The 16,733-nt window shown below is 46.0% G+C and carries 9 protein-coding genes; 5 read left to right on the forward strand and 4 right to left on the reverse strand.

Annotated features, from left to right (window positions below):
* The first annotated feature begins 89 nt into the window (after window positions 1-89).
* Window positions 90-3,389, forward strand: a complete 3,300-nt coding sequence (locus QUB35_RS21985; protein ID WP_445252058.1) for a CHAT domain-containing protein — start codon at window positions 90-92, stop codon at window positions 3,387-3,389.
* Between the two features lie 277 nt (window positions 3,390-3,666).
* Here QUB35_RS21985 and QUB35_RS21990 read toward each other — a convergent pair whose 3' ends face one another.
* Window positions 3,667-4,026: a hypothetical protein gene (locus QUB35_RS21990; RefSeq protein ID WP_333143858.1), complete on the reverse strand. Its 360-nt coding sequence runs from the start codon at window positions 4,024-4,026 to the stop codon at window positions 3,667-3,669.
* 58 nt (window positions 4,027-4,084) lie between these two features.
* Between QUB35_RS21990 and QUB35_RS21995 the strand changes: the two genes are divergently transcribed.
* From QUB35_RS21995 to QUB35_RS22005, 3 genes are all read left to right on the forward strand, one after another.
* Complete coding sequence (locus QUB35_RS21995) at window positions 4,085-4,474, forward strand: transposase family protein (RefSeq protein WP_333143859.1); 390 nt, start codon at window positions 4,085-4,087, stop codon at window positions 4,472-4,474.
* A gap of 192 nt (window positions 4,475-4,666) precedes the next feature.
* Window positions 4,667-5,242 carry a transposase gene (locus tag QUB35_RS22000; protein WP_333143860.1) on the forward strand — a complete coding sequence of 192 codons (576 nt, stop codon included), beginning with the start codon at window positions 4,667-4,669 and terminating at the stop codon, window positions 5,240-5,242.
* 246 nt (window positions 5,243-5,488) lie between these two features.
* Window positions 5,489-5,788, forward strand: a complete 300-nt coding sequence (locus QUB35_RS22005; RefSeq protein WP_190743481.1) for a DUF7734 family protein — start codon at window positions 5,489-5,491, stop codon at window positions 5,786-5,788.
* Window positions 5,789-5,880: 92 nt separating this feature from the next.
* On the opposite strand, the gene atpC is transcribed toward QUB35_RS22005, so the two are convergent.
* The 3 genes from atpC to QUB35_RS22020 all read right to left on the reverse strand — a co-directional run bounded on the left by atpC (window position 5,881) and on the right by QUB35_RS22020 (window position 8,849).
* On the reverse strand, window positions 5,881-6,288 hold the full coding sequence (gene atpC / locus QUB35_RS22010; protein WP_333058306.1) for an ATP synthase F1 subunit epsilon: 408 nt from the start codon (window positions 6,286-6,288) through the stop codon (window positions 5,881-5,883).
* Between the two features lie 176 nt (window positions 6,289-6,464).
* A complete protein-coding gene (gene atpD / locus QUB35_RS22015; protein WP_333143861.1) occupies window positions 6,465-7,922 on the reverse strand; it encodes a F0F1 ATP synthase subunit beta in 1,458 nt (485 codons plus the stop codon).
* A gap of 126 nt (window positions 7,923-8,048) precedes the next feature.
* Entirely contained in the window at window positions 8,049-8,849 is an 801-nt protein-coding gene (locus QUB35_RS22020) for a PEP-CTERM sorting domain-containing protein (RefSeq protein ID WP_333143862.1), read from the reverse strand.
* A 907-nt stretch (window positions 8,850-9,756) separates the two neighbouring features.
* Here QUB35_RS22020 and QUB35_RS22025 point away from each other — a divergent pair.
* A partial coding sequence (locus QUB35_RS22025; RefSeq protein WP_333143863.1) for a two-partner secretion domain-containing protein occupies window positions 9,757-16,733 on the forward strand: 6,977 nt, incomplete at its 3' end.

The raw sequence follows: 16,733 nt of genomic DNA on the forward strand, positions 1-16,733 counted from the left end.
AGCAAAAATGCCGATCGCCCTGACTTCTTCCTGCCTTTACACTAAGCGAGCTAGTGATTAAGATTGAAAAAAATACAAAAGGGGTGGCTATGCTCGATCGCACTCAATGGTTTTTGGCTGGTATGTCGATCGCACTTTCGCTTCAGTTAAGTCAGCCAGTGGCAGCAACCGTGTCTGTTGGCAAAGTCGTACAAACAGCACAAACTAACAGTAGCGACGCTGCTGAAAAAGCATTAAACGAAGGAGCACAACTCTACGAACAAGGAACGGCGGAAGCAAAAAGAAGTGCGATCGTCAAATGGGAAGAAGCATTAAAGCTGTATCGGCAAGCAGGCGACAATAGATGGCAAGCACTTAGCCTCGCTGGTCTTGCCAGAGTCTACTCAGAATTGGGAGAAAAACAGAAAGCGCTAGAGTATTTCAGCCAGTCCCTTCCCCTTTTTCGGGCAACAGGCGATCGTGGTGGGGAAGCTACCACCCTCAACAACATCGGCACTGTCTACTCAGCATTGGGAGAAAAACAGAAAGCGCTAGAGTATTACAGCCAGTCGCTTCCCCTATTTCGGGCAACAGGCGATCGCGGTGGGGAAGCTGCCACCCTCAGCAACATCGGCACTGTCTACTCAGAATTGGGAGAAAAACAGAAAGCGCTAGAGTATTTCAGCCAGTCGCTTCCCCTGATTCGGGCAACAGGCGATCGCAGCGGGGAAGCCACGACCCTCAACAATATCGGCAGTGTTTACTCACAATTGGGAGAAAAACAGAAAGCCTTAGAGTATTACAGCCAGTCGCTTCCCCTGAGTCGGGGAGTAGGCGATCGTGGCAATGAAGCTGCCACCCTCAACAACATCGGCAATGTCTACTCAGATTTGGGAGAAAAACAGAAAGCGCTAGAGTATTACAGCCAGTCGCTTCCCCTGATTCGGGCAACAGGCGATCGCCGTGGGGAAGCCGTCACCCTCCACAACATCGGTCAAGTCTACGATGATTGGGGAGAAAAACAGAAAGCGCTAGAGTATTACAGCCAGTCGCTTCCCCTTTTGCGGGCAATCGGCGATCGCGGCGGGGAAGCTGTCACCCTCGGCAGCATCGGCAATGTCTACGATAATTGGGGAGAAAAACAGAAAGCGCTAGAGTATTACAGCCAGTCGCTTCCCCTATTTCGGGCAATCGGCGATCGTGGCGGGGAAGCTTACACCCTCAACAATATCGGCAGTGTTTACTCAGATTTGGGAGAAAAACAAAAAAGCTTAGAGTATTACAGCCAGTCCCTTCCCCTGAGTCGGGCAACAGGCGATCGCTCCCTTGAAGCTACCACCCTCAACAACATCGGCTTAGTCTACGATGATTTGGGAGAAAAACAGAAGGCGCTAGAGTATTACAACCAGTCCCTTCCCCTTTTTCGGGCAATCGGCGATCGCAGTGGGGAACATACCACCCTCAACAACATCGGCGGTGTCTACAGGGATTTAGGAGAAAAACAGAAGGCGCTAGATTATTACAGCCAGTCCCTTCCCCTGCGTCGGGCAGTAGGCGATCGCGGTGGGGAAGCTACCACCCTCAACAACATCGGCGGTGTCTACGATGATTTGGGAGAAAAACAGAAGGCGCTAGATTATTACAGCCAGTCCCTTCCCCTGCGTCGGGCAGTAGGCGATCGCGCTGGAGAAGCTGTCACCCTTTCCAACATAGCTTATGTCAAACGCGACCAAAACAATCTTACCGAAGCCCTCAACGACATTGAATCCTCTATCAAAATAATCGAAAACCTCCGCACCAAAATAGCCAGCCCAGAACTCCGCACCTCATATTTTGCCACAGTCCAGAACCACTACGAATTCTACATCGACCTCTTAATGCACCTGCATAAAACTAATCCTAAATCCGGTTATGATACAAAAGCCTTAGAAGCCAGCGAACGTTCGAGAGCCCGCAGCCTCCTCGAACTCCTCCAAGAAAGTAACGCCAACATTCGTGAAGGTATTTCCCCCGATTTACTGCAACAAGAAAAGAGCGTACAACAGCAACTTGATGCCATTGAAAAGCAGCGCATCGAAACAATCAGCAGCCCCAACCCCAACGCAACTAAAATCGCTGAAATTGACAAACAGCGCCTCGCACTTTTGCAACAATATCAGCAAATTCAAACCCAGATTCGTAGCGCTAGCCCCCGCTACGCTGCCCTCACCCAACCCCAACCTTTAACACTCCCAGAAATTCAGAAACAGATTCTCGATGAAAACACGATTTTATTGCAGTATTCCCTCGGTGAAGCTCGCAGTTATTTGTGGGTTGTGACATCAACGGGACTAACTAGCTATGAATTGCCAAAACGCGCTGACATTGAAACAGCAGCAGTGGCTTTCCGCACCGCAGTAACTAGCCCAACCCAAAGAGATATTCCCCAAAAAGTTGCCGATGCGAGTGCAAATCTAAGTCAATTAATTTTACAGCCCGCAGCAGTCCAATTAGGAAATAAACGCTTATTAATTGTCCCCGACGGCGTGCTGCACTATACTCCTTTTCCAGCTTTAACTCTTCCCCAAACCGCCGGAAAAAATACCAACGTTCCCTTAATTGTCGAACATGAAGTTATCACTCTGCCTTCTGCCTCAACTCTCGCTATTCTCAGGCAAAATTACGGAGATAGAAAACCGCCCAGCCAAACTTTAGCAATTTTAGCAGATCCGGTTTTCAGTCCAGATGATGAAAGAATTAAAGGAAAAATCACCCCAGCAACTACCGAAAAGTTAGAAGCAAATAATCTCGGTTTAAATCGCTCGCTTCGTGCTTCCGAGATAGAATGGCCGCCAAAACGCCTCGCATTTACCCGCCAAGAAGCCCAAACAATATCCAGCTTATTCCCCTCAGCTTCTAGCCGTCAAATATTTGATTTTGATGCCAGTCGCACTACTGCTACCGATGGAAATTTAGTCAATTATCAAATTATTCACTTTGCCACCCACGGCCTTGCCAACAGCAAAAATCCCGAACTGTCAGGAATTGTGATGTCGATGGTAGATGACAAGGGCAATCTTGTCAATGGCTTCTTGCGCCTCACGGATATTTTCAATTTGAAACTTGCGGCAAATTTAGTGGTTTTAAGTGCTTGTCAATCGGGCATGGGACAGAATGTTAAAGGCGAAGGAATGGTGGGACTAACGAGGGGTTTTATGTATGCGGGGGCTCAGCGGGTGGCGGTGAGTTTGTGGAGTGTGGATGATGAAGGAACTTCTGTGTTAATGCAAAAGTTTTATCAAAAAATGGTGCAACAAAAGTTAGCGCCGGCGGCAGCTTTGAGGGCGGCACAGATCGAAATGATGCAGCAGGAAAAATGGAAATCTCCCTATTATTGGGCGGCTTTTACTCTTCAGGGCGAGTGGAAATGATATACAGCACTTTGGCTGGTAAGTAAGTACATAGCCCTTGTAGGGACACCGCAATGCCGATTGGTGTCAACAAACACGTTAAACCGATAGTCCGACAATCCGATAGTCCGATAGTCCGATAGTCCGATAGTCCGATAGTCCGACAATCCGACAGTCCGACAATCCGACAATCCGACAGTCCGACAGTCCGACAGTCCGACAGTCCGACAGTCCGACAGTCCGACAGTCCGACAGGGAATGAATTCCCTGTCTAATAGCTAAAGTCCTCCTAAGAAACTCAATCCAAGTGTGGAGTTTTAGCAACTAGCTCAAACCCGAAAGACTGAGCTGTTTTCTCCAGCTTAGAAACGATACGTTGTCGATATTTCTGTTCGTAATAGTCGGCACCTGAATCAGCATAAGCGGTTTTGGTACTCCACAGATGATAGAAGATGCGGGCTAGCTTGTGAGCAGCAGCGGTATTGGCTCCAGCAGCACCCAATCGAGCACGCAGCCGACGATAAAAAGCCCCCAAAGCTGATTGAGAGCGAGATAAAGATTGAGCAGCTAAACGGAAGGCATTGGCAGCCCGATCAACTACTCGACGGGTGTGAGAACTTTTGACCTTACCGCCAGTAATTTTTGTAGAAGGACACAACCCTAACGGCTCTCCTGAGTTTATGGTGTAAAATGTACCTACTAATACATTTACCGTTATGAGCTTCCATCTAGACTATCTATTAGCCTTGCCTGGAGTCAGGGTTGAAACTTGTACTCAAGTTGACGGAAAAATTTTCTTGGGACAGAGTATTCTATCTGAAAGAATTGTTTGTCATCATTGTAAACAATCTACCGAAAAACTGCATCAAAATCGACCAGTTTTAGTAAGAGATTTGTCGGTTTTTGGTCGTCCTGTGTATTTAAAAATCCCACGGCGGCAGTTTTACTGTCCTAGTTGCCAACGGTATCCCACAGAAATAATAGATTTTTTTGACGTTAAAAGACGGCATACTCAACGATACGAACAAAATATTTATGAGCCTGTAAAAAAAAATCGAGTATGGAGCAAATTGGACGAGAAGAAGGACTCAGTTATGACGAAATAAAAGGAATATTTGAGCAGGTAAATAAGAGCAAATAAAAAATTAATTGGAAACTCACTAAACGAATTTCTATCGACGAGATAAGTATGCGAAAAGGTCAAGGGAATTTCGGGACTGTTGTTGGTAACATTTGTGAGGGTAATTTAATTGAGATGATTGATTCTCATCGCTCGGAAGAAATCATTGAGGTCAGAAGTGAAACAGCCGATTGAGGTTCGGAAACAAGTTGAGGAAGTGAGTGTTGATATGTGGGGAGGATTCCCTAAAGTTATCAAAAAAGTATTCCCAAATGCCCTAGTTGTTATCGATCGTTTTCATGTAATGAAAGTAGTTAATAAAGGCTTAAATAAGTTACGTAGAGCAGCAGGAATCACAGATAGGCAAAGTAAATATTTATTATTAAGTAATCGAGCAAATTTAAATCAAGAGCAGATTGATCGATTAGAATTGACACTAGAAAAATCGGAATCTTTGCGAATTGCGTATGAGATGAAAGAAACATTGAGAGAAATATATGAGACTAATTTGACAGTCAAAAAATGGCAGAACAAAATCAAAGAATGGCTAAATCATGCACAAGTATTTTTTAAAGAATCTGCATCAACAATTGAGAATCATTTTGAGGGTATTTGCAACTACTTTCTTCATCGCACCACAAGTGGAGTCATGTCAGGAATTAACAATCGGATTAAGTTGATAATGCGACAAGGGTATGGTTTTTCTAATTTTAATAATTTTAGGAATCGCGTATTAGCTTGCTTTTCTGATTAGATAAACTTATAACCCTAAGTTCAGGAGATCCTTTAAACCAAGTCTTTTTGTGGCTCATGAAATATCGGATAAGTAGGTTTGACCTGATTAAATTTGTTTATTATTTTTAGAACAATTATATAATGGGCGCTTACTTCCTGCTGTTAAAAAAGGTTGAATTAAGAATAAAAGATTGGCTCGCTGTCCCTGAAATTAGCCACAAAATTAAGCTATATTATAGCAGATTTCAGGAAAGTGAGATTTGCTATGGCTGACTCTATTGCTCGTCGCTTGGAACAATACACGGTAAAACGATCGCACGAAGTTTTAATCGTCAAGGCCGAAATTGACGGCGAATTCGATGAAATTGCTATTTTTAAAGGCTTTTCTAGCTCTTTGACGCGATCGACCGCTTTCGATCCAGAGGTTCCTGTTTTGCCGGAGGAAGCAAAAATAGTCAGTGTCGATCGCGTGGAGAGTCCCTACAATCCAAATAACCCCCGCTATCTTCAGCAGGGGTTATCTTGGGAAACAATGCAATCTCTATTGTCCGAGGCCGGAGTTTAGCTCTCGCATTAGGGACACAACGCGAGAAAAACAGCAGGGACACAACATTGTTGCGTCCCTACTACAAAAGCACTATGTCCTTACCCTGAGAGCTAGAGCGTGCCGCCGGCAGCTTGGAAACGAGCTCTCGCGCGTTTGATTGCTTGCTTAGCTTGAATTTGCTCTTGCAAAGTGCCGGTAGTAGCCTTTTGCAAACGAGCTTCTGCTTCGGTGTAAGCAGTACGAGCAGCTTCTTTATCAATGGTTTCGCCTTTTTCAGCGCCGTTGACAAGAATAGTAACTTTGTTTTCTTGGATTTCTGCAAAGCCGCCCATCAGAGCAATAGACACCCATTCCTTACCGGGACGGACGCGCATCACTCCAGTATCCAAAGCTGTCAACATTGGAGCGTGACCGCTCAAGATACCCAGTTGGCCTGTGGTGCTCGGCAGAATTACTTCTTCAGCATTAGAATCCCAAACAGTTTTGTCTGGGGCCACTACGCGCACAGTTAATGTCATAAATTGTCAGTTGTCAGTTGTCGGTTGTCAGTTGTCAGTTGTCAGTTGTCAGTTGTCAGTTGTCAGTTGTCAGTTGTCAGTTATCAGTTGTCAGTTGTTACCAATAACCAATAACTAATAACCAATAACTAATAACTACTGACTAATGACTACTGACTACTGACTACTGACTAAAATTACTTGGCGTCAGCTTTCATTTTTTCAGCTTTGGCGATCGCCTCGTTGATATCGCCCACCAAATAGAAAGCTTGTTCCGGTAATTCGTCAAGTTCGCCAGCCAAAATCATCTGGAAGCCCTTAATGGTGTCTGCCAGCTTGACGTACTTGCCGGGGGAACCCGTGAACACTTCAGCCACAAAGAAGGGTTGAGACAAGAACCGTTCAATTTTGCGAGCGCGAGAAACTGTCAAGCGGTCATCTTCGGACAGCTCATCCAAGCCCAAAATTGCAATAATGTCTTGCAATTCCTTATAGCGTTGCAGAGTAGACTGCACCTGACGAGCAACACCATAGTGCTCTTCGCCGACAACGCTAACTTGCAACATCGTAGACGTAGAATCCAGCGGGTCAACAGCCGGATAAATCCCCTTCGCAGCCAAACCGCGAGACAACACAGTTGTAGCGTCCAAGTGAGCAAAAGTCGTAGCCGGTGCGGGGTCAGTCAAGTCATCCGCAGGTACGTACACAGCTTGAACCGAAGTAATCGAACCTTCGGTAGTCGAAGTAATCCGTTCTTGCAAGTCGCCCATGTCTGTACCGAGAGTCGGCTGATATCCCACAGCCGAAGGCATCCGACCCAACAGAGCCGATACCTCAGAGCCCGCTTGCACGAACCGGAAGATATTGTCAATGAACAGCAGCACGTCTTGCTTGCTGACATCACGGAAGTATTCGGCCATCGCCAGAGCCGACAGGCCCACGCGCATCCGAGCACCAGGCGGCTCGTTCATTTGACCGTAAACCAGAGCAATTTTTGATTTGCTGCGGTCTTCTTCGTTAATAACCCCCGACTCGATCATTTCTTTGTAGAGGTCATTGCCTTCGCGGGTGCGCTCGCCCACACCACCGAACACGGACACGCCGCCGTGAGCCTTGGCGATGTTGTTCACGAGTTCCATCATAATCACGGTTTTGCCGACGCCTGCGCCGCCGAACAAACCGATTTTGCCGCCGCGACGGTAGGGGGCCAGCAGGTCAATCACCTTGATCCCAGTTTCAAACACCGAAGGCTTGGTTTCCAGTTCGGTGAAAGCCGGCGGGTTGCGGTGGATGGGCATACTTTCGGAAGTATTGACCGGGCCGAGGTTGTCTACGGGTTGACCGATGACGTTAAAAATGCGGCCGAGAGTTGGGATGCCGACGGGAACTTGGATCGATTCCCCGGTATCTACTACTTCCATGCCACGCACCAAGCCGTCGGTGGTACTCATGGAAACTGCACGCACTTGGCTGTCTCCGAGCAGTTGTTGAACTTCGCAGGTAACGGCAATGTCTTGACCTGCTTCGTTTTTGCCGGAAATCGTGAGAGCGTTATAGATTTGGGGCAGTTTGCCGCCTGGGAATTTTACGTCTACAACCGGCCCAATGATTTGGGTGATGTAGCCTACGTTCGTTTTTGTTGCGGTGGATACCATGAATAGTGCCTTTGTTAGGATGCTATTTTTCCCGTTATGGAAAAAGTCTTAACATTTAGAAATGCTATTTCTCAGAGTACCACTGAACAGACGCACTATTTAGATTTGTATGGGGCTGGTTAAGAGTCATTTTTCTTGTTGCTGCCCTCGCTTTTTTTTCCTGCGAGCTGCTGCCAAAGCCCCGACCCCCAGCATTGTGCCGAATACTGTGACTGGTTCGGGGACTAACTCAGCCGACAGGCTAAAGTTTTGAAAGTCAACGTCATTTCCTTTGCTGCCATCGTCAAAGGAAATCTTTGTACCCTTAGCGAGTTGTTCTGTTGTCGCAGATTGAAACTGCTCTGGGCCCTTGCCATCGTTGACGGTACTAAATGGATTGCTCGATTTGTAGTTGAGATCAAAGTCGCCAAACACGGCTTGCTGGCATCCAGTTGTCAGACATTCAATTCTGCTGAATTTGGTGTCGGCGGCGAACCAGAGGCTGCTGTTCATAAAGGTGCTGCTGGAGACGTATTGCTCGAAGGGCTTGCCACTGCCGGTGTCGCTCCAAAGCAGGAGGGCGTAAATTTGATCTTTGAGAAAGGTGAAGCTTTGGGTAATTTTGCCGTCTGGGGATGTGACAGCGTTGCCGAAGGTTCCTTCTCCCTTGTTGGCGGAGCCGTTATCTGAGGGTTTAATTTCGTTAAACAGACTGGATATGTTGGTGTAGCCATTGTTTTGTGGCTCAGCTTGGGCCACCCACAAGCTGGATTGGTATAGTCCCTGAGATTTGTCGAATGTAAAATTGATGCTGGTGTCTCGATCGAACTGGATGCCGCTCGTGCCAAACATGAAAGCTCGGACGGGCGTGCAGATGCTGAGCAACATTGTGGTTGCCAAGCTGGCGACTGTAAAAGATGTTTTTTTGACTAGCGTTAAGGTAGTCATAACCCTGATTCCTCCAGTATTGTTAGGTAGTAAGGCCCAAAATGCCCTAAATGCCATGTTGCCGTGACGCGAATAGACGATCGCGAGCCTGCGATATTTAGGACGATCGTCAAACCTAAAGAAGAGGCTCCACACCAGTAAATCTACATACAGATATTACTTAAGGGTGTTTTGGAGTAAATGAGTGCTTCTTCTAAGAGTTTTCACTGACACCAGATTGACACAGTTTAATCTGTAAGAGCAAGATTTTCATCCTGCCTAGACTTCCAACCTACTACATTTACTTGGTTTCGGTAACGGTCTAAAGTTGAGTGCAAGACTTGCAAATATTGGCTTTCCTCAAAAATACATAAAAATTTTAATCGAGCTTTATAAAGTTTTGGTAAAGATCCTCCAAAAAATATAAAGTTTTTGAGAGAAATTCGGCTGTTGGGTTCGTTGCTCCTCAAAGCGCGCTGCCAACTGCTCGCCGTATGCAGAAAGAAGTGGCGGCGACCGCGAGTAGGGAGGTGAGCGAGTTTTTTGCCACTCTAAGCAAGCTGTATAACAGGCGATCGGTACTTACGTAGTTTTGACTAAAATTCAGAGTTTTTTAAACCCCTAACCCTCGCATTCCGCGCCATATTTTCACCAACAGTCCCGGACGCTTTAATCGGTTTTTTTAAGGTATTTGGGTCAGGGAAGCAGTGAAAGTAAAAAAAAGAAACCAAGTTTCATTTCCCGCGCCTGATTCCTAGTAAAAAAACTGTTTTTACGTAAATCGTAATAATTAAAAACATACATTTCCTTGTCCCTCCTAATTATTCGGTCACTAAAAATAGGCGGCTCCTATTGACATGAGGAATTTTTAGGAGTAAATATAGGATAGATAAATACGATCGCACTTTAAGCACCATCTTTAAACACAATGACAGCCAACAGACTACATTTGCTCGGATGGTTATTCATTGTTAGCTGGCTGAGTGCAGCGGCGGGTTCGGCAAACGCGCAACCCATCACCCCGGCACCAGACGGCACTAACACAGTTGTTACTCCCAACGGCAACCGCTACGACATTTCGGGGGGATCTTTCAGCGGAGACGGGGCTAATCTTTTTCACAGTTTTACTCAGTTTGGCCTCAGCGAGGCTCAAACGGCTAACTTTCTGACTAATCCCAATATTCAAAATATTTTGGGAAGGATTACTGGGGGTAATCCTTCTTTAATAAATGGCTTAATTCAAGTTACGGGCGGCAATTCCAATTTATTCTTAATGAATCCTGCCGGCATGATTTTCGGGCCGAATGCCAGTCTGAACGTGCCTGGATCTTTTAATGCTACTACGGCGACAGGGATTGGTTTTGGGAACAATCAGTGGTTTAGTGCGATCGGCAATAACAATTTGGCAACTTTAATTGGGACACCGAATAGTTTTGCGTTTACAAATTTGCAAGGGGGAAGCATTGTTAATGCCGGCCATTTGACGGTGGCATCAGGTCAAAATTTAAGTTTGATTGGCGGTACGGTTGTCAATAATGGTCAGGTAACTGCGCCTAGCGGCAATATTCTCATCAGCGCCGTACCGGGTAACAATTTGGTGCGAATTAGTCAAGCTGGAAATTTATTGAGCTTGGATATTCAGCCGACAGCAAATCAAAGTTCGCTGCCAAACAATTGGACGCAGCCAGTGTTATCTTTGCCGGAGTTGCTGACTGGACAAGGTGTGGCACAGGCGACGGGTTTGACGGTAAATCCCAATGGGGAAGTTGTGTTGACAGGGAATGTTGCTGTGCCTGTAACTGCGGGAACTGCGATCGCCTCTGGCAGTCTCAATGTCTCTGGCAACATTGGCGGTACTGTAAATATTTTAGGCGACAAAGTAGGAGTTATTGCAGGCAATATCAATGCTTCTGGGATTAACGGCGGCGGTAATGTACTGATTGGCGGAGATTATCAGGGTTTGGGGACTGTGCCCAATGCTTCGCGGACTTTTGTTAGCAGCGATTCGACGATTAATGCTGATGCTGTTAGTAATGGGAATGGCGGGCGAGTTATAGTTTGGGCTGATGAAACTACTCGCTTTAATGGCAATATTACGGCCAGAGGTGGCTTGTTTTCTGGGAATGGTGGCTTTGTAGAAGTGTCGGGAAAGCAATCGCTGGATTTTCAAGGATTAGTTGATTTGCGATCGACCTTTGGGATTGCTGGAACTTTATTGTTAGATCCCACTAATATTACTATTATCGAAGGTCTGAATAATGCTCCTACGGGGCCAGCATTTGTTGACTCTGGTCCTCCTTCTGTGATTACTAATGGGACGCTGCAAGCACAGCTAAATGTGGGAAATGTTACTATTTCTACTGCGTCAGGTAATACGGAGTCAGGCAATATTAACGTTGACGCAACGATCGCTTGGAATAATAAAAATTCCTTGACTCTGAATGCTAATAACAATATTAATGTCCAAGCCAATATCACAACTCAAGGAGGCAACGTTACCCTCAATGCTGATGCCGATAATCTCAACGGTGGTAATCTGATAATCAATTCGACGATTAATACAAATGGTGGCAATTTTACAGGTATTGGTCGAGGGAATAATTTCGGAAATGGAATCGTTCATGGTGGCACAATTAATGCTGGAGGTGGGAACATTAACTTGGACGGCACCGGAGGAAACGCGAAAGTCGGAACCAGTAACGGTATTATTATAACAAATAACGCCATAGTACAAACCACTGGAAGTGGAAATATTACTCTCACTGGAACTGGCAATAACGAGACAATAGCCGGAAATGATGGTATTGTTATTAGAGGCGCATCTAAGGTGACTTCAACCAATGGAAATATCACCCTGACTGGCACAGGTAACGGAACTCGAATCGGCAACAACGGGATTAACATTACCACCAGCACAGTGGAATCGCTCGGAACAGGAAGTATTACTTTCAACGGTACTGGCGGCAACGGGACTGATAGTAAAGGGATATCTATTGACAGCAGTACAGTGCGATCGGCAGGGACAGGAAGTATTACTTTCAACGGTACTGGCGGCCAGAACGGGACAGATAATAATCAAGGGATATCTATTGACACCAGCACAGTACGGGCTGGGGGAAGTGTCAGCCTGACTGGAACAGGTGCGGGGACAGGAGTCGAAAATACAGGCGTTAATCTAAACAACGCTACAGTGGAGTCAACGACGGAGAACGGGAATGTGACTCTGATCGGTGTTGGCGGTAATGGGACTCGTGAAAATCGAGGGATATTCGTTGAGAACGGCACAGTGAAAGCGCTCTCTGGAAATGTTAGTCTGACGGGTACAGGTGGTGGGACTGGATCTGCCAACGACGGTATATATATATCTAAAGCTGCTACAATCCAAACCGCAGGCTTGGGAAAGGTGACGTTGACGGGGACGAGCAGTGCAGGCACCGGTACAGTCGCGAGCGGTAATTCCGGGATCACGCTCTACCAAGGCACGCTAAAATCGGAGAATGGAGATATTGTTTTAACCGGTACGAGTGTAGGGACTGGATTGAACACCTACGGGATTAACACGTCCCTGATTTTTGCTGGCGAGGTACCGACCACGGTACAAGCTACGGGAACGGGTAATATTAGTCTCACGGGAAAGGCTAACAACTCCAATAATTCCATTAGTCTCGCCCAAGGTGTGATTGAGGCGACTTTAGGTGGCAATGTCACTTTGACGGGCGATGAAATTTCATTGTCATCAATAATTCAAATTAAAGGTACTGGGATTATCCAGTTGCAGCCGCTTACTCCCAGTTTAGATATTACTGTGGGGGGTAATACTGCGGACGGTCGTTTGAATCTCAGCAGTGCTGAACTCGCGCCTCCGGTTTTAAATGGGTTTTCCCAAATGATTATCGGCCACACGGATGGGACAGGGAATATCGCCGTTGAGCCCGCTGGTGTTACTTTTAATTTCCCCGTCACAATGCAAGCTGCCACCATTGCAGTGAATGGAAACATTACAGGTGTAAACAACGCTTCAATTACTTTTAAGGCTCCAACGACTAACTTAAACGCAAATATTCTTACCAACGAACAGAATATTACCTTTGGTGAGCAAGTCTCTCTCGCTACGGGTTCTAATGTCATCCTCGATACTGGGTTAACTGATGGAGGCGACATTAATTTTGGGGGAACGGTTGACGGCGATGGCAACCTAGTTTTGACTACGGGAACAGGTGTGATTAATGTCAACGGGCCCATTGGAAATCCAGTACCTTTACGTTCCCTGAAAACAATCAATTCTTTCGATGTTAAGAGTCCGATCGATTTTTCGATTGAAACTACAGGCAATCTTACCGTTGGTAGTATGAGAAATCCCGGACGGGCGATCGCCCTTACCAGCACTAAGGGCAATATTGATACGACAGCAGGGGCAATTGATACCACATCCCCTACCGGAAATGGTGGCCCGATCGCACTGAGTGCTAACAATACGATTAACGCTAGCAATCTTAACTCTAGTTCCACTGCTGGTGCTGGCGGAAAAATAGATATCACTAGCACAACTGGCGATATTATTGCAGCCCTAGGAGTTGTTTGGAATTCTAGTTCTAATTCTGGTAGCGCCGGAGATATTGCGATCGCAACTCCCAAGCAAGTTGGGATACAAGGCATTGATGCTAATGGATTGCCCGGTACTGGAAATATTACCATTAGTGGCAATGAGATTGGCTTTTTGGGAGGCCCAGATTCCGTGCAGGGTAAAGGTACTTTGTCAATTCAGCCTTTGCCAACTTTCGGAATCCGGTTCCAGGCTGAACCTGTTGACGATGATCCACAGGCGATCGATTTAGGAACGCCGTTTTTATCGGCATTGGCTAATGGATTTAGTAGAATTGTTTTGGGAACTAATACTACCACGGGCAATATCACTGTAGAGGATTTGCAGATATCTTTTAAAGATCCTGTGACTTTCAATACTCAAGGCACTATTTTTGTCAATCCCAATCAATCGATTTCGGGAACAGATAATGCTTCAATTACTCTCAACGCTACAACTAATAACTTAAGTGGCAATATTACCAGCCAATCTCAAGATATCACAATTAACGGCAATACCTTAGTTGGAGATAGCGTCTTAGTCAGCAATGGCAATTCAGCAAGTGGCAATATTCTGTTTAACAATAACATTGATGGCAGTGGCAATCTCACTTTAGAAACAGGAACTGGAAAAATAGAGGTTAAAGGTTTGATCGGCGACGCGACAGTATTAGGAATAGGAAATCTCACCGTCAAAAGTGCTGGTTCCACTACATTTAATGCTGTCAAGGCTACCAGTTTCACCACCAATGCTGGCGGTACAACCGAACTTAAGGGCGATGTCACTACAACTGGCACTCAAACTTATGGAGATGCTGTTACAATTGCCAACAATCCCATTCTCGCAGGCAGCGAAATTACTTTCAATAATACTGTTGACGGCAGCAGCGATTTGAGGGCGAATGCGGTTAGCGGTAATGTTACATTCAATGGTGCAGTTGGAAATCCCACAAATGCGATCGGCAATTTAACAGCTAACTCTACAGGAACAACTGCATTTAATCAAACAGTCAATGCCGCGAGTTTGACTACAGATGTTGGCGGCACAACTCAACTTAATGGCAATGTCACTACAACTGGCACTCAAACTTATGCAGATGCAGTGACTGTTGCCAAAAACTCGGTGTTTTCAGGCAGCGGGATTACTTTCAACAAGACAGTTGACGTACCTGGGAATCTCGGTATTGCTGCTGATAATGTTAATCTCAAAGGAACTGTAACAACCACCAATGACGGCGCACTCACAATTACCAATAAGGTTAATCTAAATATTGAGAACAACCTGAACTTAGACGGTGCATTTATTCAAAATGGCGGGGGAACTGTTGCGGTTAGCGGAAATATCACCACAACTAATGATAACATTAGTTTTAGTGGCCCGGTGACATTAAAAGCTCCTGTAAATTTTACACTCGGAGATGCAACTATTGCTTTCGGTTCGAGTTTGGCAGCCGGTAGTAATCCGCTGAATTTAACGGCAGGTGAAATTGATTTTTCTGGGAACGTTTCGGGTACGGGCGTGCTAACGCTGCAACCCGCAACAGCAGGACAAAATATTGTTGTTGGCGGAATAGATAACAATACTAGCCCTTTAGATTTGACTGCATCGGAAATTAATTTGATTCAAAATGGATTTAGCTCGATCGCGATCGGGCGATCGGATAGCAGTGCAAATGTTAGTATTTCCTCTAATCTTACATTTTTAGATCCAGTAAATATTCAAACGGGAACTGGTGCGATCGCACTTGATGGCACTCTTACCGGCAATGACAACAGCAGCATTGCTCTCAAGGCTGCCACAATTAATTTGAATGATGGCATCAATACCAATAAAAATCCGATCGCTCTCAACGGCGCTGTCACACTGGGCAACGATATTAATCTCAGTACCAGTGGCGGAGATATTAAGATAACTGGTGCGATAGGCGGTAATCATTTGTTGAACTTAGATGCCGCTACAGGCAATGTGTTAGTGCAAGGAAATATCGGAGAAACAACGCCATTATCTGTTTTGAATGTTACTGCCTCAAATGCAGAATTTATTGGAAACGTCAACAGCAATTCTGGTTTTAATGTTACGGGCTTAAATACTAAATTAGGCGGTAATGTTACGAGTAATAACGGCAAGATTAATATTAGCAATGCTGTGGTTTTGACAAAGGATGCGGTATTTAGTACCGCAGGGGGAAATATTGCTTTGGGTGCGATCGACAGTGACAGCATTAATGCCCGCAACTTAAATCTAGCCTCCGGTAGCGGCAGCATCACTTTCAACGGTGCGGTTGGTGCCACCAGCAAATTAGGAAATCTTGCGATCGAAAATGCTGGCAATGTGACAGGAAACTCGACAATTAACGCGCAACAATTGACAGCACTAAACACGGAAAAAGTCAACTTATCAGGAGATGTGACCGCCGGCAAAGTCGATATTACTGCCAAGGGCGATATAAGTGTTAAAAATATTACTGCTAATGGCGGAGAAATTCTATTTACAAGCGGTAACAATTTCACCGCAGGCAATTTGAATACATCGGGAGACAGTGGCGGCAACATAACTGTTAAGGCGATAACTTCAATTACCACCGGACAAATTAACTCTAGCGGTATAGTCGGAAATGCCGGCAATGTGTTCTTAGATCCGATCAGCGATATTCAAGTAGAGTTTATCAATGCCCAAGGCGGTACTGGCGGCACCGGTGGCGAGGTGACAGCAATAACAGGCAATTTTTTCCGCGCTACGGGTACTTTTTCCACCCCACTGTCGCCGACGGGATTTGCTAGCATTTCTACTGCTGGCGGCGCAGGTGGTGGCAAAATTACAATTGTGCACGCTGGGGGAGATGGAGGGACGCCGATTCAACCGTTTGTGGTGGGGGATGCTGCTAGCAACGGTACGGCGGGTGCAATTACAACGGGACAATCTATCATTACATCGCAGTCGTTTCCGCGTTCTAGTAGTGTTGGTAATATTGTGTTTTCGACTGATGACGCGATCGACCCGCCGCCAACGCCAACTCCAACTCCGGTAGAAACTCCGACTCCCACTCCGAGTGAAACTCCAACTCCGGTAGAAACTCCGACTCCCACTCCGAGTGAAACTCCCACTCCGAGTGAAACTCCGACTCCCACTCCGAGTGAAACTCCCACTCCGGTAGTAACTCCAACTCCCACTCCGAGTGAAACTCCCACTCCGGTAGTAACTCCGACTCCGACTGCTGTTGTCACTCCAACTCCGGTAGTAACTCCAACTCCGACTGCTGTTGTCACTCCAACTCCGGTAGTAACTCCAACTCCGACTGCTGTTGTCACTCCAACTCCGGTAGT

This window comes from Microcoleus sp. B13-B6, from assembly GCF_036705405.1.
In the GTDB taxonomy this organism is placed as follows: Bacteria; Cyanobacteriota; Cyanobacteriia; order Cyanobacteriales; family Microcoleaceae; genus Microcoleus.